Raw genomic sequence first — 22,861 nt, 5'->3', positions numbered from 1 at the left:
GCCCCCGGTCTGAATGACGGACCGCGGCGAATGGCGCGCATTGTAGCCGCAAGGTAGGGGCGGGTCATCTGGCCGTGGTCATGGGCCAGCAAACCCGCGGCAATGCGGCGTGCTAACCGAAGCGCCGGGCGGAACGGCGGATCAACAGGATCACCGGCAGCAGCCCGACCAGCACCAGGGTCAGGGCCGGCAGCGCCGCACGCGCCCACTCACCTTCGCTGGTCATCTCGAAGATACGCACCGCCAGGGTGTCCCAGCCGAACGGCCGCATCAGCAGGGTGGCGGGCATTTCCTTGAGCACATCGACGAACACCAGCAGCGCCGCCGACAGCACGCCAGGCACCAGCAGCGGCAGGTAGACCCGGAAGAACAGGCCGACCCCGCCGACGCCCAGGCTGCGCGAGGCCTCGGGCAGCGACGGGCGGACCCGCGCCAGGCTGTTTTCCAGCGGCCCGTAGGCCACCGCCAGGAAGCGGATCAGGTAGGCCAGCAGCAACGCCGCCACGCTGCCCAGCAACAGCGGCTTGCCCGCCCCGCCCAGCCAGCCGGACAGCGGGATCACCAGCTCGCGGTCGAGGTAACTGAAGGCCAGCATGATCGCCACGGCCAGCACCGAGCCCGGCAGCGCATAGCCCAGGTTGGCCACACCCACCGTGGAGCGCATCACCCGGGTCGGCGTCAGGCGTCGGGCGAAGGCCAGCAGCAGCCCCACGCTGACGGTGATCAGCGCGGCCATCGCGCCGAGGTAGAGGGTGTGCAGGATCAGCGCGGTGTAGCGCTCGTCGAGGTCGAAGCGGCCGCGCTGCCAGAACCACACCAGCAGTTGCAGCATGGGGATCACGAAGGCGCAGGCGAACACCAGGCCGCACCAGCCGGATGCGGCCCAGGCCTTGGCCCCGGTCAGGTGGTACAGCGCCTTGCCCCGGGGCCGCTCACTGACCGGGCGCACCGCGCCGCGCGCACGCCGCTCGCCGTAGAGCACCAGCACCACCGCGAGCAGCAGCAGGCTGGCCAGCTGGGTTGCGCTGGTCAAGCTGTAGAAGCTGTACCAGGTCTTGTAGATCGCCGTGGTGAAGGTGTCGTAGTTGAACACCGAGACCGCGCCGAAATCGGCCAGGGTTTCCATGATCGCCAGGGCCAGGCCGGCGCCGATGGCCGGGCGCGCCACCGGCAAGGCCACACGCCAGAACGCCTGCCAGGGATTGAGCCCGAGCACCCGCGCCGCTTCCATCAGGCCCTTGCCCTGGGCCAGGAAGGCGTTGCGCGCCAGCAGGTAGACGTAGGGGTAGAACACCAGCACCAGCACCGTGATCACCCCGCCGGTGGAGCGCACCCGGGGCAGGCGCACCCCGCTGCCGAACCACTCACGCAGCACGCTTTGCACCGGGCCGGAGAAGTCCAGCAGGCCGACGAAAACGAACGCCAGCACGTAGGCCGGGATGGCGAACGGCAGCATCAGCGCCCAGTCCAGCCAGCGCCGGCCAGGGAATTCGCAAAGGCTGGTGAGCCAGGCCAGGCTGACGCCCAGGACCGTCACGCCGATACCCACGCCGAGCACCAGCGTCACGGTGTTGCCGATCAGGCGCAGCATCTGGGTCTGCCACAGGTGCGCCCAGATCTGCCGGTCGATGTCGTGCCAGCTGAACAGCAGCACGCTCAGTGGCAACAGCACCAGGGCGGCGATGGCGAACGCCAGGGGGTACCAGCGGCGCTGGGCAGGATGGGCCACGCAGAATCCTCGACGGCAGAAAGGACGACGCCCCGGGGCAATCGGGGCGTCGCAGTATAACGGCAGCGACCGCTCGGGTCGGCGGGCCGCTGCGCAGTGAGGCGCAGCGGCTCACACGCGGCTCAGTACCAGCCGGCGCGGTCCATCAGCATGGTGGCTTCGGCCTGGCGCTTGCCGGCCACCTCGGTGGCGATGGAGTCGGCCTTGAAGGTGCCCCACGCGGCGACTTCCTCGGACGGCGCGACCTGCGGGTTGGCCGGGAACTCCTGGTTGACGCCGGCGAAGATGCTCTGGGCTTCCGGGGTGGTCATCCACTCCAGCAGCTTGCGCGCCTGTTCGGCATGGGGGGCGTGCTTGGTCACCCCGGCACCGGCCAGGTTGACGTGCACGCCGCGGTCGTTCTGGTTCGGCCAGAAGGGTTTGACCTTCAGGTCCGGCTGCGCCTTGTGCATGCGGCCGTAGTAATAGGTGTTGGTGATGCCCACGTCGCACTGGCCGGCGTCGATGGCCTGCAGCACCGCGTTGTCGTCGGCGAACACGTCGGTGGCCAGGTTGTTCACCCAGCCCTGGAGGATTTCCTCGGTCTTCTGCGCGCCGTGGGTTTCGATCAGGGTGGCGGTCAGCGACTGGTTGTAGACCTTCTTGCTGGTGCGCAGGCACAAGCGGCCTTCCCAGTGCTTGTCAGCCAGGGCTTCGTAGGTCGACAGCTCGTTCGGGTCGACCCGCTCGGTGGAATAGAAAATGGTCCGTGCGCGCAGCGACAGGCCGGTCCAGCTGTCGGTGCTGGAGCGGTACTGGGGCGGGATGTTGGCGTCGATCACGGCGGACTTCGTCGGCTGCAGCACGCCTTCCTGCTCGGCCTGCCAGAGGTTGCCGGCATCGACGGTGATCAGCATGTCGGCCGGAGTATTCGCCCCTTCGGCCTTGAGGCGGGCAATCAGCGGCGCTTCCTTGTCGGTGATGAACTTCACCTGCACACCGGTCTTGGCGGTGTAGGCATCGAACACCGGCTTGATCAGCTCATCGATACGGGAGGAATACACCACCACTTCGTCGGCGGCCTGGACAGCGCCGGACAGCGCCGTGAGGGAGAGAGCAGCGATCAGACGCGTGCTTGCCTGCATGATTGGCCTCTGGGTCTACAGGAAGAAGAGGCGCCAAATGGTAGTGAATAGCATTTGGCACCTCAACCACTCTCTGTCACCGGCGGGCATTTGCCGCAGGCAGACGCCGATCAGGCCCGCGCCAGTTCCGGCAGGTCGCCGGTCAGCCCCAGGGCCTGGCGCACGAACAGGGCCTTGGCTTCCGGCAGGTCATCCACAAGATTCAGGCCGGCATTGCGCAGCCAGCGCAGGGGCAACGGGTCGGCCTGGAACAGCCGCTCGAAGCCTTCCATCGCGGCCATCATCGCCAGGTTATGCGGCATGCGGCGGCGCTCGAAGCGGCTCAGCACGCGCTCTTCGGCCAGGTTCTCGCCACGTTCGTGGGCATGCAGCAACACATCGGCCAGCACCGCCGCGTCCAGGAAGCCCAGGTTGACGCCCTGCCCGGCCAGCGGGTGAATGGTGTGCGCGGCGTCGCCGATCAGCGCCAGGCCTTCTTCGACGTAACGCTTGGCGTGGCGCTGGCGCAGCGGAATGCACAGGCGGCGGTCGGCATGCAGCACCTTGCCCAGGCGGTGTTCGAAGTCGACGCCCAGTTCGGCGCAGAAGGCGTCGTCGTCCAGGGCCATCAGGTGCTCGGCCCGAGCCGGCGTGGTGGACCAGACGATCGAGCACCAGTGCTCGCCCTCGGCGCCCACCAGCGGCAGGAAGGCCAGCGGGCCCTCATCGGTGAAACGCTGCCAGGCCGTGGCCTTGTGCGGCCGCTCGCAGCGCACGCTGGTGACGATGGCGTGGTGCAGGTAATCCCACTCCCGGGTCGCGCAACCAGCCAGGCGGCGCACTGCCGAGTTGGCGCCATCGGCGGCCACCAGCAGGCGGGTGCGCAGCTGGCGGCCATCGTTGAGGGTCAGCAACCAGTCGTCGCCACTGCGGCGCAGTTGCTCCAGGCGCGCATTGGCCATCAGGCCCACGTCGCTGTCGTGCAGGCGTTCGAGCAGGGCATCCTGCACCACGCGGTTTTCGATGATGTGGCCGAGGGTGTCGGCGTGCACGCTGGCGGCATTGAAGTGAATCTGGCCGGTACCGGAGCCGTCCCACACCTGCATCTCGCCGTAGGGGCTGCTGCGCCGCGCGACCACGCCGGGCCACACGTCCAGACGCTCCAGCACGCGCTGGCTGGCGGCCGACAGCGCACTGACCCGCGGCTCGAAGGACGCGTCGTGGTCGAACGGCTGGACACTGAGCGGCCCGCCATCGAGCACCAGAATGTTCAGCCCGCTGTCCTTCAGCGCCAGGGCCAGGGTGCTCCCCACCATGCCTGCGCCGACGATGATCAGATCCGCGTCCATCATGCTTCCTTCCAGGTGAAGCCGGCGTCCATCACAGAGGCCGGGTGCCAAGGCCCATGGCCTGGCGCGCAAACCAGCGCTTGGCCGGTGGCAGCAGGTCCAGGCCGAGCAGCCCCAGGTTGCGCCCGGCGGCCAGCACGGGCTCGGCCGTGCTGAACAGGCGGGTGACCTGGTCGGAGAATCCTACGGTCATCTGCTGATCGAGTTGTTGACGCTGGACATAGCCTTGCAGGGTGGCGAAGTCACCGAGTGGCGCCTCGCTGTCCAGCAGCACTTCGGCCAGCGCCAGGGTGTCGCGCAAGGCCAGGTTGTAGCCCTGCCCGGCGATCGGGTGCAGGCTGTGGGCGGCGTTGCCGAGCACCACCAGGTTCGGTCGCACCTGCTCGCAGGCTTCGATCAGGGCGAGCGGGTACAGGTGACGGGCACCGACCTGGCGCAGCGCACCCAGGCGGTAGCCGAACGCCAACTGCAGCTCCTCGAGGAACTGCGCTTCGTCGATTTTCAGCAGGCGATCGGCATCCGTCGTGGCGCGGGTCCAGACCAGCGCACAGCGGTTGTCCGCCAGCGGCAGCATGGCCATCGGACCGTCTTCGGTGAAGCGCTCGAAGGCCTGGCCGCGGTGCGCTTCCTGCGGGCTGACGTTGGCGATCAGCGCACTCTGCCCATAGGGCGTGTGCTTGACGCCGATGCCCAGTTGCTCGCGCAGGGTCGAACGCCCGCCATCGGCCAGGATCGCCAGGTCGCAGGTCAGGCTCGATTCGTCGCTCAGGGTCAGTTGGTAGCCATCGGCCAGGGCATCCAGGCGCACCACTTCGGCCGGGGTGCGCCAGATCACCACGTCACGGTCCAGGGCCTGCCACAGGCACTCGCCGATCCAGGCGTTCTCCACCACGTAGCCCAGGGCGGGGACGCCTTCCTGCATGGCGTTCAGGCGCGCCGCGGCGAAACGGCCACGGTCGGACACGTGAATCTGCTGGATGGGTTCGGCGCGCTGGGCGATGTGTTGCCACAGGCCGAGGCGCTGGTAGATCTGCTGCGTGCCATAGGACAGCGCCGTGGAGCGCGCGTCGTAGCTGGGCTGGTAGCCGCCACCGGGGGCGAAGGGCTCGATCAGGCAGATCTGCCACCCGACCTTCCTGGCATGCTCCTGCAGGGCCAGGGCCAGGCTGGCGCCCACCAGGCCGCCGCCGATAATCGCGATATTCACCCGTTGCATGGGATCAGGCCGCCTCGTTCCGTGCCGCCGCCATCAGGGCTTCGATCTCGGCCACGGTCTTCGGTACGCCGGAGGTGAGGATCTCGCAGCCGCTGCGGGTCACCACCACATCGTCTTCGATGCGCACGCCGATGCCGCGCCACTTCTTCGCCACGTTCTGGTTGTCCACAGCAATGTAGATGCCCGGCTCCACCGTCATGGCCATGCCCACTTCCAGCACGCGCCACTCGCCGCCGACCTTGTAGTCGCCGACGTCGTGCACGTCCATGCCCAGCCAGTGGCCGGCACGGTGCATGTAGAAGGGCTTGTAGGCCTCGCTGGCGACCAGGGTCTCGACATCGCCCTGCAGCAGGCCCAGCTCGACCAGGCCCGCGGTGATGACGCGCACGGTCGCCTCGTGGGCTTCGTTCCAGTGCTTGCCGGGGCCGATGGCCTCGAAGGCGGCTTCCTGGGAGGCCAGCACCAGCTCGTAGATGGCTTTCTGTTCCGGCGAAAAACGCCCGCTGACCGGGAAGGTGCGGGTGATGTCGCTGGCGTAGCAGTCGATTTCGCAGCCGGCGTCGATCAGCACCAGGTCGCCGTCCTTCAACGCCGCGTCGTTCTCGCGGTAGTGCAGGATGCAGGCGTTCTTGCCGGCCGCGACGATCGAACCGTAGGCCGGCATCTTCGCCCCGCCCTTGCGGAACTCGTAATCCAGCTCGGCTTCCAGGTGGTACTCGTACAGCCCGGCGCGGCTGGCCTGCATGGCCCGCACATGGGCACGGGCGGAAATCTCGGCGGCGGCCTTCATCACCTTCACTTCACCGGCCGACTTGTACAGGCGCATGTCGTGCAGCAGGTGGTCGAGGGCCACGAATTCGTTGGGCGGCGTCGCCCCCTGGCGGGCCTTGGAACGGATCACGTTGATCCACTCCATCAGGTGGCGGTCGAATTCCTGGTTGGTGCCCATGGCGTAGTACACGCGCTCGCGGCCTTCGATCAGCCCCGGCAGGATGTCGTCGATGTCACCGATGGGAAACGCGTCATCGGCGCCGTACTGGCTGATCGCACCGTCCTGCCCGGCCCGCAGGCCGTCCCACAGTTCACGCTCCGGGTCGCGCTCGCGGCAGAACAGTACGTACTCGCCGTGCTCGCGGCCGGGGATCAGCGCGATCACCGCTTCCGGCTCCGGGAAGCCGGAGAGGTACTGGAAGTCACTGTCCTGGCGGTAGATGTGCTCGACGTCGCGGTTGCGGATGTACACCGGTGCGGCCGGCAGGATGGCGATGCTGTTCGGTTCCATCTGCGCCATCAGCGCCTTGCGCCGGCGGGCGTATTCCGACTTGGAGATACTGGTCATGGGCAGCTCGGGTCCAGTTCAGAGGCAAGAGTGAAGATCAGTGCAGCGACGGTTTCGCCGCCGGTGCCACGGGCTTGGCGCACTCGCTGAACAGCAGCAGCGGTGCGACCCGCAGGTATTCCATGACTTCCATGTAATCGTTCTCGCCATCTTCCGACTCTTCCAGGGCGTTCTGCACCTGGGAGATGGCAGAGAGATCCTGCAACACTTCCATGGCCTCTGCACTGAGCGCGGTGTCGCGGGCCGTCAGGCCGAAGCCGCCGAGGAAGCCCTGGCACCACTGGCCCAGTGCGGCGGCGCGTTCGCTCAGCGGCGCGTCGTCGGAGGGCAGCAGCAGAACCACGGCGATGTCATCGCCGGACAGCTCGCCCTTGACCATCTCCTGCAGGCCGATCAGGGCCTGGCGCACGCTGTCCTGCGGGGCGCTACCGAGCAGCTCGGCGGCATCCACCAGCCAGCTGTCGGTATCGAAACCGGCACCGGCGCAGCTGCGGCCCAGCAACAGGCCGTGCAATTCAGCGGGGGAGACGGGGTTGGCACTGCTGGCGAGCAGCGCGGCGAAAGCGGTGTACGGGGAGCTGGAAGTCGACATAGATAACTAGGCGCCAGACGGCGCAATCACTAGAATAGAGGCCTCGTATCCTAGCACCGGCAGACGCGGCAAAACCATCCGGGGGTTTGACCCCATGTATGGAGGCGCCTATATAGTCCGGTCATTCCTTGCCTTAGCGAGAGCCCATGGAAGACGCCGATCTGCATGCCCTTACGACCAAGTTGGACCTGCTGCTCCAGCGGGTCGAGCAGCTCAAGGCCCATAACCGACTTCTCCTGGCGAGTGAAAAGTCCTGGCGTGAAGAGCGCGCCCATCTGATCGAAAAGAACGAAATGGCCCGGCATAAGGTCGAATCCATGATTTCGCGCCTGAAAGCCCTGGAGCAGGACTCATGACTCAGTCGAACACCGTAAACGTACAAATCCTCGATAAAGAATATTGCATCGCCTGCCCCCCGGACGAGCGCGCCAACCTGGAGAGCGCTGCGCGCTACCTGGACGGCAAGATGCGCGAGATCCGCTCCAGCGGCAAAGTCATCGGCGCCGACCGGGTTGCCGTGATGGCTGCCCTCAACATCACCCACGACATGCTGCACAAACAGCAGAGCATCGACGTGCAGTCCGGCTCCACCCGCGAACAGGTGCGCGAACTGCTCGCCCGGGTCGACCATGCCCTCGCCGATGACCCGGATAGACAGCCGGGCTGACCGCAGCGCATCAGATTCGTTATACTGGCGACCGCTCCCTGAAGTGTGCGCCAGTTGGTGATGTCCCTGAGCCGATACGCACAAACCCGGGGGTTGCCTGTTGAGGCCGGTGTGCATGTCCGCCTGACGGAAAGCCTTAACGCCTCCTGCAACCTCCACCTTGAACTTTCGGGTTCAAGGGCTAAACCGACAGCGGCACGTCGGGGAGTCACTCTTTCCTAGCTCGCAGCGCCTGAGGCGTCCGGTCCTTGCACCCGACCATGCTCGATACCCGCGACCTTTCCCGCCCTCAGCTGCGTCGCCTGCTGCGCCAACGCCGCCGTGCACTCGACAAGCCGGCCCAGCGCCGCGCCGCCCGTGGTCTCTACCGCCAGCTCGCCCAGCACCCGCTGTTTCGCCGCGCCCGGCACATCGCCCTGTACCTGCCCAATGATGGTGAAATCGATCCGCGGCTGCTCCTGCGTGCGGCACAGCGTCGCGGCAAGGCCACCTACCTGCCGGTACTCAAGCCCTGGCCGCGCACCAAAATGGTTTTCCAGCGCATCGCCCCGAACGAGCCCCTGCTGCCGAACCGTTTCGGAATTCCGGAGCCGCGACGCAACGTCGCACGGCAGCGTGACGTGCGCACCCTGGACCTGGTGCTGATGCCGCTGGTCGGGTTCGATCGGTTTGGGGGGCGCATCGGGATGGGTGGCGGTTTCTATGACCGCAGCCTGAGCTACCGCAGCATGCGCAAAAATTGGCACAAGCCGACGCTATTGGGCCTGGCGCATGAGTGTCAGCAGGTGGATCGACTGGTTCTGGCCAGTTGGGACGTGCCGCTCGCGGCGACAGTGACGGACAGGGGCTGGTACTGATTTTTGGTGCCGCGATCCATGCGGCGCCTGGCGTCTTCGGGCAGACTTACGGCTGCTGGGAGACGTTGATCGGGGCTTGATTCGGACGATCCCACTGACTCTGGGTGTAACCCGTGGTAACCACGCCCAGGGTGAACAGAACGACCAATACCCACAGTATGTCTGGCTTGCGTTTCATTGGATGCCTCCCCCTTCAAGGCATTCGGAGCGCCGTGAACCGGCGACTGTTTTTATGGGCCATGCGGCACTGGCTGGAGCAAAGGCCGGCATTGTCTGCCAGCCGCATTGACCCTGCAATTCCTGGCGCCAAACGGTAACCCGCGGCGCCCATGGCCATCGGTCCGCTGAGCGGACCGAGCGAATGGAGCAAAGTTCATGCCTAACTGGCTGATGAAATCCGAACCCGACGAACTGTCCATCCACGACCTGCAGCGACTCGGCCAGGCCCGGTGGGACGGGGTGCGCAACTACCAGGCGCGCAACTTCGTGCGCAGCATGGCGGTGGGCGATCTGTTCTTCTTCTACCACTCCAGCTGCCCCGAGCCGGGAATCGCCGGCATCGCCCGGATCAGCCAGGCGGCCTACCCCGATCCGACCGCGCTGCAGCCCGACAGCCACTACTTCGATGCCAAGGCCAGTGCCGAGAAGAACCCATGGAGCGCGGTGGACGTGGAATTCGTCGAAGCCTTCAAGGCGGTCATTCCCCTGGCCGAACTGAAAGCACAGAGCGCGCTGTCAGGCCTGGCCCTGGTGCAGAAAGGCAGCCGGCTCTCGGTGATGCCGGTGAGCGACGAGGAGTGGGCGGCGATCCTCGCCCTGCGCTGAGCGGGCGGAACGCCGCGCGGTCAGCGCTGCAGGATCAGGTTGTTGAACAGCAGGTCCTCGACCAGCGGCTTGCCTTCTTCGGCGGTCAGCACCTGCTGCACCTGCTTGAGGGCCTCCTGGCGCAGCAGCTCCTTGGAGTCGGCGGCGCTCAGGCCCTCTTCGGTCTGCTGGGAGAACAGCATCACCAGCTGGTTGCGGATCAGCGGCTCGTGGTGCTTGACCTTGGCTTCGACGTCGGCGCCGGTCACCCGCAGCGACACATCGGCCTTGTAGAACTTCAGCTTGGGGCCGGAACCGAAGTTGCCGACCAGCGCGGGCACCAGGCTGAGGTAGATGACCTGAGGCGCAGCGGCCTTCTCTTCGTCTTCCGACGCATGGGCCGACAGGGTCAGCGACAGGCCAAGCAACAGGGCAATCAGGGCTTTAACCGGCATGGGCTCTCCGTAGGTCCGGGATTCGCCGTGACCACGGCAAACCATCAAAGCGCCTAGCATAGCCACAGCGGCGCGCTTACCCAAGCCCGATGCTTATGCCGGAGTATCAGGCACGGGCATGCTCGTTGACCCCCCTTGCCCCCCACCTACACTGCTTGGCCATAACCCACAGAGGATATGCCCCGATGAAAGCCGTGTTGTGCAAAGCCTTCGGCCCCGCCGAAACCCTGGTCCTGGAAGAGGTGGCCAGCCCGGAAGCGAAGAAGAACGAAGTGCTGCTCGCGGTGCACGCGGCCGGCGTCAACTTCCCCGACACCCTGATCATCGAGGGCAAGTATCAGTTCAAGCCGCCGTTCCCGTTCTCCCCGGGCGGTGAAGCCGCGGGCGTGGTCACGGCGGTGGGCGAGAAGGTCAGCCACCTGAAGGTCGGCGACCGGGTCATGGCACTGACCGGCTGGGGCAGCTTCGCCGAAGAGGTCGCGGTGCCCGGCTACAACGTGATGCCGATCCCGGCACAGATGGACTTCGCCAGCGCCGCCGCCTTCGGCATGACCTACGGCACCTCGATGCACGCCCTCAAGCAGCGCGCCAACCTGCAACCCGGCGAAACCCTGCTGGTGCTCGGCGCCTCTGGCGGCGTCGGCCTGGCGGCGGTGGAAATCGGCAAGGCCATGGGCGCCAAAGTGATCGCCGCGGCGAGCAGTGCTGAAAAACTGGAAGTCGCCAAGGCCGCCGGTGCCGACGAGCTGATCAATTACACCGAGAGCAGCCTCAAGGACGAAGTGAAGCGCCTGACCGGCGGCCAGGGTGCCGACGTGATCTACGACCCGGTCGGCGGCGACCTGTTCGACGCGGCCATCCGCAGCATCGCCTGGAACGGTCGCCTGCTGGTGGTGGGTTTCGCCAGCGGACGCATCCCGGAACTGCCGGTCAACCTCACCCTGCTCAAGGGCGCGGCAGTGGTCGGGGTGTTCTGGGGCTCCTTCGCCCAGCGCCAGCCCCAGGACAACGCGGCCAACTTCCAGCAGCTGTTCGCCTGGCACGCCGAAGGCAAGCTCAAGCCACTGGTGTCGCAGACCTTCCCGCTGGAACAGGCGGCCAAGGCCATCGACACCCTCGGCCAGCGCAAGGCCGTGGGCAAGGTGGTGGTGCAGGTGCGCTGACCCTCAGCCGCCTGCGGGCAGGCTATCCAGGTGGTGCGGGCCGATCTCGGCGGAGCCGGCCAGCAACAGCGCAAAATGAATGACGTTTTCCAGCTCGCGGGTGTTGCCCGGCCAGCGGTGCGCTTCCAGCACCTGCTGCGCCGCCAGGCTGATCGCCGGAATGGCGATGCCCAGGCGCTGGGCATGGATACCGAGAAAGTATTCGGCCAGCGGCAGGATATCCCCCACCCGCTCGCGCAACGCGGGAAAGCGCAATTGCCCGTCGCAGAGGTAGGCATATAGCCGCTCGTTGAAGGTCCCGGCCGCCACGGCGCGGCTCAGGTCGATGCTGCTGGCCGCCAGCATCCGCACATCCACCGGAATCGCATGGGAGGCCCCCACCCGGTACACCTCGCGGGTTTCCAGCGCCGCCAGCAGCTTGATCTGCTGCGCCTGGTTCAGGTCAGCGATCTCATCCAGGTACAGCGTCCCGCCATTGGCCGAACCGAACCAGCCGGCCCGGCTGCTGACCGCCCCCGGGTAGGCGCCCGGCGTGTGCCCGAACAATTCCGCTTCGCCCCACTGCGGGCTGATCGCCGCACAGCTGACCGAGACGAACAGGCCGCCCCGCTCGCTCTGCCGGTGGATATGTCGCGCCAGCAACTCCTTGCCGGTCCCGGTCTCGCCCAGGATCAGCAGCGGTTGAGTGCCCGGCGCCAGGGCATCGGCCTGCTCGCGCAGGCGGCGCGACAGCGGGTCGACGAACACCAGCGCCTTGGCCCGGATGCTCAGCGGGCTGCGTTCGGTGTCGGCAAAGGTCAGCGGCGCCTGGTCGGCGAATCCAGGAGAGGTCATGGCAATTCTCGGAAAAAACGGGAGGCAGCGAGCGCGGTGATCAATGCGCCCGCATGGGAATCAGGCGCGTTGGCGGTGCGTGTGTTCGATGCGGTGCTGCAGGCGATAGAGGTAGGCGAAACCCTGCTCCCAGCGCTGGTGGCCGGAGGTGACATTGATGTGCCCGGCGCCGCTGAGAATCGCCACATCGCTGCCCCAGTCGCGGGCCAGTTCGATGGCCCGGGCCGCGCTGGCGGCGCTGTCGTTGTCCGAGCCGACCAACTGGCTGGCGAAGGGCAGCAATGACGTGGGGATCGGCGCGAAGCCACGCAAGGCGTCCGGGCAGTTGGGACGCTGCACGTCCGCCGGGGCGACCAGCAGGGCCCCGCGCACCCGGCGCAACAGCGACACCGGCGCCTGCGCGGCCCAGTGCGCCACGGTGATGCAACCCAGGCTGTGGGCAATGAGGATCGCCGGGCGCGGGTCCGCGGCGATGCTGCGCTGCAGTTCGGCCACCCAGTCTTCACGGCGCGGCGTCAGCCAGTCGGCCTGCTCGACCCGCGCGCTGTTCGGCAGGCTGCGTTGCCAGTGGCTTTGCCAATGCTCGTCGGACGAGCCTTGCCAGCCCGGCACGATGAGGTAGCGGATCGATTCACTGCGCATTGGCGAAGTCTCCAGAAGGGTGCGTGCTGGCAGTGTAGGCAGCGCTAGGAGATATCAAAAAGAATAAGAATTCATTTGCTTATTCCACAAAAGAAATTCGCTCACGCCTCCTTATGAGCACGTCGCATATTATTTTAAGGAATATAAATGTTCTTAAACAGTATTTTTAAGAATATTCGGACTTGCCTAGTATCCGCTCCACACCCGCCACAGGCCGTACGAGAACGCATTGAGCGGGGCATTCCAAGGAGCACAAGAACATGACCGCAACCCTGCGAAACCTCGAAGGCCAGGACGAAGCAAGCATCCTGCGCGAGATCCAGAGTGCCCTGCATGGCCTGAAATTCGGTTCGGTGGAGATCACCGTACACAACGGCCAGGTGGTGCAGATCGAGCGCAAGGAAAAATTCCGTTTGCAGCCGCCCACCGGCAAGAACACCTGATCGACCGACCATGAGCCCGACTGGACAACCGGAGGGCGTGACCATGAATCCCGTAACCGCCATGAACACGCTTAGCCGGTACTGCAGCTGTTGCCCGCGAATGTGCCGCTGAATCCTCGACACCTTACTCGCCAACACAAAAATTTGACTCTATTAGGAGCTGCACCATGTCCATCCGTCGTTTCGCTCTCGCCGCCCTCGCCAGCGCCCTGGTCGCCGGCCCGGTTTCCGCACAGACCCTGCTCAACGTGTCCTACGACCCGACCCGTGAGCTGTACGTCGAATTCAACAAGGCCTTCAACGCCCACTGGCAAGCCCAGGGCAACGAAGCCCTGACCATCCAGCAATCCCACGGTGGCTCGGGCAAACAGGCCCGCGCGGTGATCGACGGCCTGCAGGCCGACGTGGTGACCCTGGCCCTGTCCGGCGACATCGACGCGATCAACCTGAACCAGCAGTTGATCGACCCGAAATGGCAGTCCCGCCTGGCCGACAACAGCACCCCGTACACCTCCACCATCGTGTTCCTGGTGCGCAAGGGCAACCCGAAAGGCATCAAGGACTGGGATGACCTGGTCAAGGATGGCGTGGAAGTCATCACCCCGAACCCGAAAACCTCCGGCGGCGCTCGCTGGAACTTCCTGGCCGCCTGGGCCTTCGCCAAGAAGAAGTACGGCAACGACGAAAAAGCCCTGGAATTCGTGACCGAGCTGTACCGTCACGCCCCGGTGCTGGACACCGGCGCCCGTGGCTCGACCATCAGCTTCGTCCAGCGTGGCCTGGGCGACGTGCTGCTGGCCTGGGAGAACGAAGCCTACCTGTCGCTGGCCGAAGAAGGCGGCGACCAACTGGAAATCGTCACCCCGTCGCTGTCCATCCTGGCCGAGCCGCCAGTGGCCGTGGTCGACAAGAACGTCGACCGCAAGGGCACCCGCAAGGTCGCCGAAGCCTACCTGCAGTACCTGTACACCGAAGAAGGCCAGCGCATCGCCGCGAAGAACTTCTATCGCCCCCGCAATGCCGAAGTGGCCGCCGAGTTCAAGGACCAGTTCAAGGACCTGGAGCTGGTCACCATCGACAAGGATTTCGGTGGCTGGGCTGCCGCACAACCGAAGTACTTCGATGACGGCGGCGTGTTCGACGACATCTTCAAGAAGATCAACCAGTAACCCCTGACTGATCGGCAGGCCCCCACGTCTCGCGACGCTGGGGGCCTCGCTCTGCGGACCTGTACAAAAGGACTCCCCATGTCTCGTCGAACCTCCTCGGTCATACCCGGCTTCGGGCTGACTCTGGGCTACACGATCACCTACCTGGCGCTGATCGTACTGATCCCGCTGGGTGCCATGTTCCTCTATTCCCTGCAGCTGACGCTGGATCAGTGGTGGAACCTGATCACCAACCGTCAGGTGCTGTTCTCCCTCAAGCTGTCGTTCGGCACCGCCCTGGCGGCGGCGCTGCTCAACGGCATCCTCGGCACCGTCATTGCCTGGGTCCTGGTGCGCTACACCTTCCCGGGCCGGCGCCTCATCGATGCCATGGTGGACATGCCGTTCGCCCTGCCGACCGCGGTGGCCGGTATCGCCCTGACCGCGCTGTACGCGCCCAATGGCCTGATCGGTTCGCTGTTCCCGTTCAAGATCGCCTACACCCCGCTGGGCATCACCCTGGCCCTGGTGTTCGTGACCCTGCCGTTCGTGGTGCGCACCCTGCAGCCGGTATTGGCCGACATCCCCAAGGAAGTCGAAGAAGCCGCCGCCTGCCTGGGCGCCAAGCCGCTGCAGGTGTTCTGGCACGTGCTGCTGCCGAGCCTGCTGCCCGCCTGGCTCACCGGTTTCGCCCTGGCCTTCGCCCGTGGCGTCGGCGAGTACGGCTCGGTGGTGTTCATCGCCGGCAACATCCCGTTGCGCACCGAGATCCTGCCGCTGCTGATCGTCTCCAAGCTGGACCAGTACGACTACCCGGGCGCCACCGCCATCGGCGTGATCATGCTCGTGGTCTCGTTCATCCTGCTGCTGCTGATCAACATCCTGCAGCGCCGCATCCAGCCGCAACTCTGAGGAGCCCGTCATGAGCCTTGCAACCCTTGGCAAGAACACGGCGCGCCCGGTGCGCCGCTCCCCCGGCGCCATCGCCCTGATCGTGGTGGCCTGGGCCGTGTTCGCGGTGATCCTGCTGCTGCCGCTGTACATCGTCGTCACCCAGGGCCTGAGCCGTGGCCTGGAGTTCTTCTGGGAGGCGATCCGCGAGCCGGATGCCATTTCCGCCCTGAAGCTGACTCTTTTGGCCACGGCCATCTCGGTACCGCTGAACCTAGTGTTCGGCGTGGCCGCCGCCTGGTCGGTGACCAAGTTCGAATTCCGCGGCAAGAGCATCCTGGTGACCCTGATCGACATGCCGTTCTCGGTCTCGCCGGTGGTCGCCGGCCTGATCTACGTGCTGCTGTTCGGTGCCCAGAGCAAACTGGCGCCCTACCTGCAGGACCAGAACCTGCAGATCATCTATGCCGTGCCGGGTATCGTCCTGGCGACCATCTTCGTGACCTTCCCCTTCGTGGCGCGCGAACTGATCCCCCTGATGGAGGAACAGGGCACCACCGAAGAAGAGGCCGCACGCCTGCTCGGCGCCAATGGCTGGCAGATGTTCTGGCATGTCACGCTGCCTAACGTAAAATGGGCGCTGATTTACGGCGTGGTGCTCTGCACGGCGCGGGCGATGGGTGAGTTCGGGGCGGTGTCGGTGGTGTCCGGCCACATCCGCGGTTACACCAACACGCTGCCACTGCACATCGAAATTCTCTACAACGAGTACAACATCGTCGCCGCGTTCAGCGTGGCCATTCTGTTGCTGGTCATGGCCCTGGTCGTGTTGCTGCTTCGCCAGTGGAGCGAAGCGCGCCTGAGCCGGCAGCTCAAGGCCAACAAGGACGATTGATTCATTCCGCCGGCTGCGCCTGACGCAGCCCCCGGTAATACGAGATCAGCAGGTAAAACCATGAGTATCGAAGTTCAAGGCATCAACAAGCACTTTGGCCAGTTCAAGGCGCTCAACGACATCAACCTGAACATCAACAGCGGCGAGCTGGTGGCACTGCTCGGCCCGTCCGGCTGCGGCAAGACCACGCTGCTGCGCATCATCGCCGGCCTGGAAACCCCGGACACCGGCAACATCGTGTTCCACGGCGAAGACGTCTCCGAGCACGACGTGCGCGACCGCAAGGTCGGCTTCGTGTTCCAGCACTACGCCCTGTTCCGCCACATGACCGTGTTCGACAACGTCGCCTTCGGCCTGCGCATGAAGCCAAAAGGCGAGCGCCCGAACGAAAACGTGATCAAGAAGAAGGTCCACGACCTGCTGGACCTGGTGCAGCTCGACTGGCTGTCCGACCGCTACCCGGAGCAGCTCTCCGGTGGCCAGCGCCAGCGTATCGCCCTGGCCCGCGCCCTGGCGGTGGAACCGAAAGTGCTGCTGCTCGACGAACCCTTCGGCGCCCTCGATGCCAAGGTGCGCAAGGAACTGCGCCGCTGGCTGGCCCGCCTGCACGAAGAAGTGCACCTGACCTCGGTGTTCGTGACCCACGACCAGGAAGAAGCCATGGAAGTGGCCGACCGCATCGTGGTGATGAATAAGGGCGTGGTCGAGCAGATCGGCTCGCCGGCGGAAGTCTACGAGAAGCCGGCCAGCGATTTCGTCTACCACTTCCTGGGTGACGCCAATCGCCTGTACGTCGGCGACGACCACCACGTGCTGTTCCGCCCGCACGAAGTGCACCTGTCCGCCGAACCGCAGGACGATCACCAGGCCGCCGAAGTGCGCGACATCCGCCCGCTGGGCGCCATCACCCGGGTGACCCTCAAGGTCGAAGGCCAGGACGAGCTGATCGAAGCCGAAGTGGCCAAGGATCACCTCAGCCTGGACAACCTCAGCCGCGGCGCCACGCTGTACTTCAAACCCAAGGCGGGTCAGCCGGTCGCCCAGCCCACCACCCAGGGCTGATTGCGTTTAGTCGAGGGAAGGGCTCTGACCGCTCGCGGCTAAAGCCCCTCCCACGCGCCGGCTCGTGTTGTGGGAGGGCTTCAGCCGCGAGTTTCATCGCCGTTGAAGCCCCTTCTGCGTTCCACCGCCAGCGATTCCGCTCGGCTCCCCGCTATAGCTACTGCGCAATCGCGCCGATCACCTGCCGTCCTTCGGGCGACACATGCAACGCCCGCGAGCTGTTCGACGGCCGCACCCAGCCCGCTTCCTTGCAGCGCAGCAGCAACGCCGCGCCAATCGCGCCGCCCAGGTGCGGCTTGCGTTCGCTCCAGTCCGGGCAGGCACAGGCCAGTTGCCGGCGCCGTTGCGCCACGGCCGGTACGTCGATGCCCAAGGCCTGCAGGCCCTGGGTACCGGCGTCGGTGATGGTCACCCGTTTGCCATCCTGCGCCAGCCAGCCGGCGGCGCTCATCCGTTCGAACACCCCCACTGCCAGCTCGCCGGCCAGGTGGTCGTAACAGGTGCGCGCCTCGCGCATGGCCATCGGCGTGCCGCGAGAGGCCGGCACCACGCGGCTCTTGCGCGGCAGGGTGGCGAGCGCCGCACCGGCCAGCGCCTCCACCGCCTGCCCCACCTCGGGGCCTGCGAGCGCGTAGTAGCGGTTACGGCCGTGGCTCTGCTGCACCAGCAGGCCGCCTTCGGTGAGCTTGGCCAGGTGCGCGCTGGCCGATGACGGCGACAGGCCGGCCAGCAAGGCCAGCTCCCCCGCCGGGCGCGCGCTGCCATCCATCAGGGCCCAGACCATGGCGGCACGGCCGGGGTCGGCGAGCAGAGCGGCAACGGAGCTGATGCCAGGGCTGTATTCCATAGTTCACTCCACGACGAAACATGGTGGTCGTACGCTGACGATACTGGCAGCGAAATCCATCACGTGCCACCCAAGGAGAGACCATGCTCGCCGTGATCTTCGAAGCCCAGGCCTGCCCCGACCAGCAGCACGCCTACCTGGACCTCGCCGCCGCCCTGACCCCCTTGTTGGCGGGGCGCGACGGCTTTATTGCCATCGAACGCTTCCAGAGCCTGACGAATCCGGGCAAGGTGCTGTCCCTGTCGTTCTGGCGCGACGAAGCGGCCATCGCCGCCTGGCGCCAGCAGGAAACGCACCGCCAGGCGCAGGCCGCCGGCCGCAGCCACCTGTTCAGCGACTACCGCCTGCGTATCGCCAGTGTGCTGCGCGACTACGGCATGCACTCACGCGACCAGGCGCCCACGGACAGCCTGCTCATTCACCGCTCGGAGCCCCTTGCATGATCACCTTCGACAGCCTTGCCGGTTACCTGCCGCTGATCCTCTTCACCTTCCTGCTCGCCGGCATGGTCAAGGGCGTGGTGGGCCTGGGCCTGCCCACCATCGCGGTGGGCCTGCTCGGTCTGGTGATGACGCCCATGCAGGCGGCTGCCTTGCTGATCGTGCCGTCGCTGGTGACCAACATCTGGCAGCTCGCCGATGGCCGCAGCCCGCTGCCCATGCTGCGCCGCCTGTGGCCGATGCTGGTGGGCATCGTGATCGGCACGCTGCTCATGGGGTTGCTGGTGCAGAGCGCCGACATGCCCCAGGCCACCCGCTGGCTCGGTGTCGCCCTGCTGGTGTATGCGGTGCTCGGCCTGGCCTCGATCCGCTTTCACGTGGCCCCAGCCCATGAGCAGTGGCTGGCGCCGCTGATCGGTGCCGTAACGGGGGCGATCACCGCCCTGACCGGGGTATTCGTGATCCCGGCGGTGCCCTACCTGCAGGCCATCGGCCTGGAGAAGGACGACCTGGTGCAGGCGCTCGGTATTTCCTTCACCGTCTCCACCCTGGCCCTGGCGGTGAGCCTGGGCCACAGCGGCGAGCTGCTGCAGCCGGCGGTCCTCGGCATGTCAGCCCTGGCCCTGCTGCCCGCCCTGCTGGGCATGGCCGGCGGCCAGTGGCTGCGCAAGCGCATCAGCCCGGAGCGCTTCAAACGCTGGTTCTTCATCGGCCTGCTGCTGCTCGGTGCCGACCTGGCGCTGCGCGGCGGTTTCTGAACCGGGGCCGGCGGGAGGGCAACCCTCCCGCCTTGCCACCCCTCACAGCGCGACCGCGCGGGACTGGCGCAGGCCGAACCACTGCAGCTCGGCCAGCAGCCCTACCACCACGGCCTGGCCGATGATGAACACGTAACCGAACAGGTTCGGGCTGACCCAGCCGAGCACCAGCAGCATCACGCTTTCGATCACCCACAGGGTGTTCAGGGTGATCACCGCCCACACCGCCAGGCGATGCAACTGCGGCTGGCGCGACAGCCAGAACAGCAGGCCGCCCAGGGGCAGCAGGATCAGCGCGCTGGCCATCAGCAGCAGACGCGGCAGGTCGAGGAAACCGACCAGCCAGTTGGCGCTCAGTACCAGCAGCAGGCCGGTGGAGATACCCAGCAGACCGTCGGCCAACAGGGCATTGCGCAGCAGCGGGGAAGGTTGCACGTGGCTCATGATGTTTCTCCTGGCTCGGCACCGGGATTGGTGCGTGGTCCTAGAATCGATCCGGCGCTGACGGGCGTCGATTACCTGCCAGGTAATGGCCGGCATGACGCCGCTGGACTATCGTGCAGGCCATGAACAACTCCCAGACCGCCGGCGCCCTGTTGCGCCAATGGCGCCAGCGGCGCCGCCTCAGCCAGCTCGACCTCGCCTGCGAGGCCGAGATTTCCACGCGCCACCTGAGCTTCGTGGAAACCGGCCGCTCCCACCCCAGCCGCGAGATGCTGCACCTGGCCGAACAGCTGGACATTCCCCTGCGCGAACGTAACCGCCTGCTCGGCGCGGCAGGCTACGCGCCGCTGTACAGCCAGCACGCACTGCAGGACCCGGCCCTCGACGCCGCGCGCAGCGCCATCGAGCAACTGCTCAAGGCCCACGAGCCCTACCCGGCCATGACCATCGACCGACACTGGAACCTGCTGGCGGCCAACGCCTCGGTGGGGCCGTTCCTGGCCGGGCTGGCGCCGCACCTGCTCGGCCCGCCGCTGAACGTGATGCGCGTGTCGCTGCACCCGGACGGCCTGGCGCCACGCATCGTCAACCTGGCGCAATGGCGCGCCCACCTGCTGGCCCGGCTGCGCAACGACATCGCCATCAGCGGTGACGAGCAGTTGCAGGCGCTGCTCGACGAACTGCTCACCTACCCCGCCCCCGACGACGCCGATGAGCATGACCACAGCACCGTGCTCACGCCGCTGCAGTTTCGCACCGACGAGGGCGTGCTCAGCCTGATCGGCACCATCACCGTGTTCGGCACGCCCAACGACGTGACCCTGTCCGAACTGGCCCTGGAAACCTTCTTTCCTGCCGACGCCGCCAGCGCCGATTACCTGCGCAAACTGGCCGCCCCACAGCCCGCCCGCGACGGTTGAACCGTTTCGCTGGCGCTGGTTTTCCGACGAAATCACTCTTTGGGGTAATTTCCACCGGCCGAGGAGGCACTACCCTATAGGCAGCGGAAAACCCCGCTACCCCTCCATCCGCCTGCTCACAAGAATAATAAGGAGCACCTGGGAATGCGTTCCAAGCCGTTGTTTCACAAGTGCATTGTCTGGGCCTTCGGGCTACTCGCGAGCCTCTCGCCAATCGCCCTCGCCGAAGCGGCGAGCCCCCAGGAACAGGCCCAGGTACACGCCAGCCGCGCCACCAGCAGCCTGATGCTGTTACGGGGCGAAGGCTTTCAGAAGGTCCATCAGGAGCGCCTGGAAACCGATCTCCAGGCGCTGGATGCCGCGTTGCAGAGCCTGACCAACCCCAGTGGCGACCTCGCCACCCGCCACCAGGAGCTTGTTACCCTGCTGCGCCAGGGTGTTTCCTTCGGCCCCAACGAAGACGACGTGCCCTGGAGCTACACCCAGGCCCTGAGCAAGGGCCTGCGCGAATTCCTCCAGGCCGTGCGCGAGCAGCCGCAGAACGACGGCAGCGAGCTGGCGGCCAAGGTCGAATACCTGGCGGTGCAATACCTCAGCCGCTCCTACGTCGGCACGTTCGAGATCGCCCGCGAGCTGCCGGACACCTACCTCGGCCAGGACGAACGCCTGCTGGTGCCGTCCGTCGACGAGGAGCTGTCTGCCCTGGATGAGAAGGCCAACCCGGATGTGGCCAAGCTGAAGGTGCGCTGGGAATACCTGAAGGCCGCGCTGAGCGACATGAACAGCAAGAGCAACACCCTGGAAAGTGTGTCCGGTCGGCCGTTCGCCCCCATCACCGTGGACCGCCACAGCCGGGCGCTGACCAGCCAGTGGATGCGCATGAACTGAGGCCCGCCGGGCGGCGGGCCGAAAGGGGGCGGGCGCTCAGCCCAGCCTGAACGTCACGCCGTGGCGTTCTTCTCGCGGATGCAGGTCGGGCCGGCACGCTCGACCACCACGTGCTCCACCTCGCGGCGCAGGCCCAGCAGGAAGCCCAGCTCCGCCACCACGAACAGCGGCCCGACGATCAGGCCGGACAGGTCATCGACGAACGCCGGCTTGCGGCCCTCGTAGTAGTGGCCGACGAACTGGATGATCCAGCCCACCACGAACAGCCCCAGGCCCACGCCCAGCCACTGGGCGGTGGATTGCACCGCCAGCGCGGCGCCGGTCCAGACACTCAGCCACAGCAGCACCGCCATCACCAGGCCGAAACGCAGGTCCAGGCGGAAATAGAACACGGCCGCCGCCAGGGCCACCAGCGCCGCGGGCGATACCCACAGGCCGAGCAGCTCGAAGCCGGGGCGCGACAGCAGGACGGCCACCGCCAGGAAGATCATCGGGATGCCGACGAAATGGGTGGCGATGTTGCGGCGGTCGCGGTGGTAGGTCGCGTACTGCGCCAGGTGATCAGTCAGTGTTTTCATTGTTGTTGTCCTCAAATCGAACAGGCCAGAGGATAATGACGCCAACCGGTCGCGCCGCACTGTCAGCTAGCCGACAAACCCTGGAGCCCCGATGCCCGAACACGCTCACTACCGCGCCCGCGTGCGCGAAGGCCACTGGTTCAGCGCCCTGCCGGCGGAGCTGCAGGACGCCTTGCTGGCCGCGGCCCAGGTGCAGCACCTGGAAGCCGGCCAGCGCCTGTTCCGCCGCGGCGATGCGGCCAGCGGGCTGTATGCGGTGGTCGAGGGCGCCATGCGCATCGGCGCGGTCAGCCGGAACGGCAAGGAAGCGCTGCTGACGCTGATCGAGCCGCCCTACTGGTTCGGCGAGATCTCCCTGTTCGATGGCCAGCCGCGCACCCACGACGCCTTCGCCGAAAGCGCCAGCACCCTGCTGCTGGTGCCCCAGGCCAGCCTGCTCGCCCTGCTCGAGCGCGAACCCCGCTACTGGCGCGACTTCGCCCTGCTGATGAGCCACAAGCTGCGCCTGGCCTTCAATGCCCTGGAAGAGATGAGCCTGCTGCCGGCCGCACCGCGCCTGGCCCGGCGCCTGCTGCTGATTGCCGAGAACTACGGCGAGGGCGAACCGCGCCGCGTCATCCACCTGGCCCAGGAACAGCTGGCGCTGATGCTGGCCCTGTCGCGGCAGACCACCAACCAGATTCTCAAGGAGCTGGAAGCCCAGGGCATCGTGCGCCTGACCTACGGCGAAATCGAAATCCTCGACCTGCAACGGCTGCGCGGCCATGCCCGCTAGGGTCATGGCGAACTAATGGCCA

The 22,861-nt window shown here is 66.4% G+C and carries 27 protein-coding genes and 1 other RNA gene; 16 read left to right on the top strand and 12 right to left on the bottom strand.

The window, feature by feature from the left end:
- Positions 1-112: 112 nt before the first annotated feature.
- The 6 genes from N5C28_RS16275 to N5C28_RS16250 all read right to left on the bottom strand — a co-directional run bounded on the left by N5C28_RS16275 (position 113) and on the right by N5C28_RS16250 (position 7,328).
- Complete coding sequence (locus N5C28_RS16275; protein WP_279823914.1) at positions 113-1,729, bottom strand: iron ABC transporter permease; 1,617 nt, start codon at positions 1,727-1,729, stop codon at positions 113-115.
- A gap of 122 nt (positions 1,730-1,851) precedes the next feature.
- Positions 1,852-2,853, bottom strand: coding sequence for an extracellular solute-binding protein (locus N5C28_RS16270; RefSeq protein WP_279823912.1), 1,002 nt, complete (start codon positions 2,851-2,853; stop codon positions 1,852-1,854).
- 110 nt (positions 2,854-2,963) lie between these two features.
- Positions 2,964-4,181, bottom strand: coding sequence for a 2-octaprenyl-3-methyl-6-methoxy-1,4-benzoquinol hydroxylase (locus tag N5C28_RS16265; protein WP_279824115.1), 1,218 nt, complete (start codon positions 4,179-4,181; stop codon positions 2,964-2,966).
- 31 nt (positions 4,182-4,212) lie between these two features.
- Positions 4,213-5,397, bottom strand: coding sequence for a 2-octaprenyl-6-methoxyphenyl hydroxylase (gene ubiH, locus N5C28_RS16260; RefSeq protein WP_279823910.1), 1,185 nt, complete (start codon positions 5,395-5,397; stop codon positions 4,213-4,215).
- Positions 5,398-5,401: 4 nt separating this feature from the next.
- Positions 5,402-6,736, bottom strand: a complete 1,335-nt coding sequence (pepP, locus tag N5C28_RS16255) for a Xaa-Pro aminopeptidase (protein ID WP_279823908.1) — start codon at positions 6,734-6,736, stop codon at positions 5,402-5,404.
- Between the two features lie 37 nt (positions 6,737-6,773).
- A complete protein-coding gene (locus N5C28_RS16250; RefSeq protein WP_279823906.1) occupies positions 6,774-7,328 on the bottom strand; it encodes a YecA family protein in 555 nt (184 codons plus the stop codon).
- Positions 7,329-7,474: 146 nt separating this feature from the next.
- Here N5C28_RS16250 and N5C28_RS16245 point away from each other — a divergent pair, with 146 nt between their 5' ends.
- The 5 genes from N5C28_RS16245 to N5C28_RS16225 all read left to right on the top strand — a co-directional run bounded on the left by N5C28_RS16245 (position 7,475) and on the right by N5C28_RS16225 (position 9,677).
- Positions 7,475-7,684, top strand: a complete 210-nt coding sequence (locus N5C28_RS16245) for a TIGR02449 family protein (RefSeq protein WP_279823905.1) — start codon at positions 7,475-7,477, stop codon at positions 7,682-7,684.
- On the top strand, positions 7,681-7,995 hold the full coding sequence (locus N5C28_RS16240; RefSeq protein WP_279823904.1) for a cell division protein ZapA: 315 nt from the start codon (positions 7,681-7,683) through the stop codon (positions 7,993-7,995). Before N5C28_RS16245 ends, N5C28_RS16240 begins: the two co-directional genes overlap by 4 nt.
- A 32-nt stretch (positions 7,996-8,027) precedes the next feature.
- A non-coding RNA gene (gene ssrS / locus N5C28_RS16235) (6S RNA) lies at positions 8,028-8,206 on the top strand.
- 49 nt (positions 8,207-8,255) lie between these two features.
- Complete coding sequence (locus N5C28_RS16230; RefSeq protein WP_279823902.1) at positions 8,256-8,852, top strand: 5-formyltetrahydrofolate cyclo-ligase; 597 nt, start codon at positions 8,256-8,258, stop codon at positions 8,850-8,852.
- Between the two features lie 375 nt (positions 8,853-9,227).
- Positions 9,228-9,677, top strand: a complete 450-nt coding sequence (locus tag N5C28_RS16225; protein ID WP_279823900.1) for an EVE domain-containing protein — start codon at positions 9,228-9,230, stop codon at positions 9,675-9,677.
- A gap of 20 nt (positions 9,678-9,697) precedes the next feature.
- Here the strand turns inward: N5C28_RS16225 and N5C28_RS16220 are convergent, their stop codons facing one another.
- Positions 9,698-10,111 (bottom strand): flagellar basal body-associated protein FliL, encoded by a 414-nt coding sequence (locus tag N5C28_RS16220; protein WP_279823899.1) that lies wholly within the window; start codon positions 10,109-10,111, stop codon positions 9,698-9,700.
- Positions 10,112-10,296: 185 nt separating this feature from the next.
- Here N5C28_RS16220 and N5C28_RS16215 point away from each other — a divergent pair, with 185 nt between their 5' ends.
- Entirely contained in the window at positions 10,297-11,274 is a 978-nt protein-coding gene (locus N5C28_RS16215) for an NADPH:quinone oxidoreductase family protein (RefSeq protein ID WP_279823897.1), read from the top strand.
- Between the two features lie 3 nt (positions 11,275-11,277).
- Here N5C28_RS16215 and N5C28_RS16210 read toward each other — a convergent pair whose 3' ends face one another.
- Entirely contained in the window at positions 11,278-12,108 is an 831-nt protein-coding gene (locus N5C28_RS16210; RefSeq protein ID WP_279823896.1) for a sigma 54-interacting transcriptional regulator, read from the bottom strand.
- A gap of 60 nt (positions 12,109-12,168) precedes the next feature.
- Positions 12,169-12,750 carry an alpha/beta hydrolase gene (locus N5C28_RS16205; RefSeq protein ID WP_279823894.1) on the bottom strand — a complete coding sequence of 194 codons (582 nt, stop codon included), beginning with the start codon at positions 12,748-12,750 and terminating at the stop codon, positions 12,169-12,171.
- 260 nt (positions 12,751-13,010) lie between these two features.
- Here N5C28_RS16205 and oscA point away from each other — a divergent pair, with 260 nt between their 5' ends.
- The 5 genes from oscA (at position 13,011) to N5C28_RS16180 (ending at position 17,189) form a co-directional block, all read left to right on the top strand.
- Positions 13,011-13,193 carry a sulfur starvation response protein OscA gene (gene oscA, locus N5C28_RS16200; protein WP_279823893.1) on the top strand — a complete coding sequence of 61 codons (183 nt, stop codon included), beginning with the start codon at positions 13,011-13,013 and terminating at the stop codon, positions 13,191-13,193.
- A 167-nt stretch (positions 13,194-13,360) separates the two neighbouring features.
- The gene (locus N5C28_RS16195; RefSeq protein ID WP_279823892.1) at positions 13,361-14,362 is read left to right on the top strand and encodes a sulfate ABC transporter substrate-binding protein; all 1,002 of its coding nucleotides are present in this window, start codon (positions 13,361-13,363) and stop codon (positions 14,360-14,362) included.
- A gap of 78 nt (positions 14,363-14,440) precedes the next feature.
- Positions 14,441-15,253: a sulfate ABC transporter permease subunit CysT gene (cysT, locus tag N5C28_RS16190; protein WP_279823891.1), complete on the top strand. Its 813-nt coding sequence runs from the start codon at positions 14,441-14,443 to the stop codon at positions 15,251-15,253.
- A 10-nt stretch (positions 15,254-15,263) separates the two neighbouring features.
- Positions 15,264-16,127 carry a sulfate ABC transporter permease subunit CysW gene (gene cysW / locus N5C28_RS16185; protein WP_279823890.1) on the top strand — a complete coding sequence of 288 codons (864 nt, stop codon included), beginning with the start codon at positions 15,264-15,266 and terminating at the stop codon, positions 16,125-16,127.
- 60 nt (positions 16,128-16,187) lie between these two features.
- The gene (locus N5C28_RS16180) at positions 16,188-17,189 is read left to right on the top strand and encodes a sulfate ABC transporter ATP-binding protein (RefSeq protein WP_279823888.1); all 1,002 of its coding nucleotides are present in this window, start codon (positions 16,188-16,190) and stop codon (positions 17,187-17,189) included.
- Positions 17,190-17,346: 157 nt separating this feature from the next.
- Here the strand turns inward: N5C28_RS16180 and N5C28_RS16175 are convergent, their stop codons facing one another.
- Positions 17,347-18,036: a helix-turn-helix transcriptional regulator gene (locus N5C28_RS16175; protein WP_279823887.1), complete on the bottom strand. Its 690-nt coding sequence runs from the start codon at positions 18,034-18,036 to the stop codon at positions 17,347-17,349.
- 83 nt (positions 18,037-18,119) lie between these two features.
- On the opposite strand from N5C28_RS16175, the gene N5C28_RS16170 reads away from it, so the two are divergent.
- Together N5C28_RS16170 and N5C28_RS16165 are read left to right on the top strand one after the other, a co-directional pair.
- Positions 18,120-18,479, top strand: a complete 360-nt coding sequence (locus tag N5C28_RS16170) for an antibiotic biosynthesis monooxygenase (protein ID WP_279823886.1) — start codon at positions 18,120-18,122, stop codon at positions 18,477-18,479.
- Entirely contained in the window at positions 18,476-19,234 is a 759-nt protein-coding gene (locus tag N5C28_RS16165; RefSeq protein WP_279823884.1) for a sulfite exporter TauE/SafE family protein, read from the top strand. Before N5C28_RS16170 ends, N5C28_RS16165 begins: the two co-directional genes overlap by 4 nt.
- Positions 19,235-19,276: 42 nt before the next feature.
- Here N5C28_RS16165 and N5C28_RS16160 read toward each other — a convergent pair whose 3' ends face one another.
- Positions 19,277-19,678: a hypothetical protein gene (locus tag N5C28_RS16160; protein ID WP_279823882.1), complete on the bottom strand. Its 402-nt coding sequence runs from the start codon at positions 19,676-19,678 to the stop codon at positions 19,277-19,279.
- Between the two features lie 122 nt (positions 19,679-19,800).
- On the opposite strand from N5C28_RS16160, the gene N5C28_RS16155 reads away from it, so the two are divergent.
- Positions 19,801-20,598 carry a helix-turn-helix domain-containing protein gene (locus N5C28_RS16155; RefSeq protein ID WP_279823880.1) on the top strand — a complete coding sequence of 266 codons (798 nt, stop codon included), beginning with the start codon at positions 19,801-19,803 and terminating at the stop codon, positions 20,596-20,598.
- A 144-nt stretch (positions 20,599-20,742) separates the two neighbouring features.
- Entirely contained in the window at positions 20,743-21,486 is a 744-nt protein-coding gene (locus N5C28_RS16150; protein WP_279823879.1) for a hypothetical protein, read from the top strand.
- A gap of 53 nt (positions 21,487-21,539) precedes the next feature.
- On the opposite strand, the gene N5C28_RS16145 is transcribed toward N5C28_RS16150, so the two are convergent.
- Positions 21,540-22,064 (bottom strand): Mpo1-like protein, encoded by a 525-nt coding sequence (locus N5C28_RS16145; RefSeq protein WP_279823877.1) that lies wholly within the window; start codon positions 22,062-22,064, stop codon positions 21,540-21,542.
- Between the two features lie 91 nt (positions 22,065-22,155).
- On the opposite strand from N5C28_RS16145, the gene N5C28_RS16140 reads away from it, so the two are divergent.
- Entirely contained in the window at positions 22,156-22,839 is a 684-nt protein-coding gene (locus tag N5C28_RS16140) for a Crp/Fnr family transcriptional regulator (RefSeq protein WP_279823875.1), read from the top strand.
- Positions 22,840-22,861 lie beyond the last annotated feature (22 nt).

It is taken from the genome of Pseudomonas sp. GD03944 (genome assembly GCF_029839275.1).
In the GTDB taxonomy this organism is placed as follows: Bacteria; Pseudomonadota; Gammaproteobacteria; order Pseudomonadales; family Pseudomonadaceae; genus Aquipseudomonas.
This window is presented reverse-complemented; position numbering and strand designations above follow the sequence as displayed.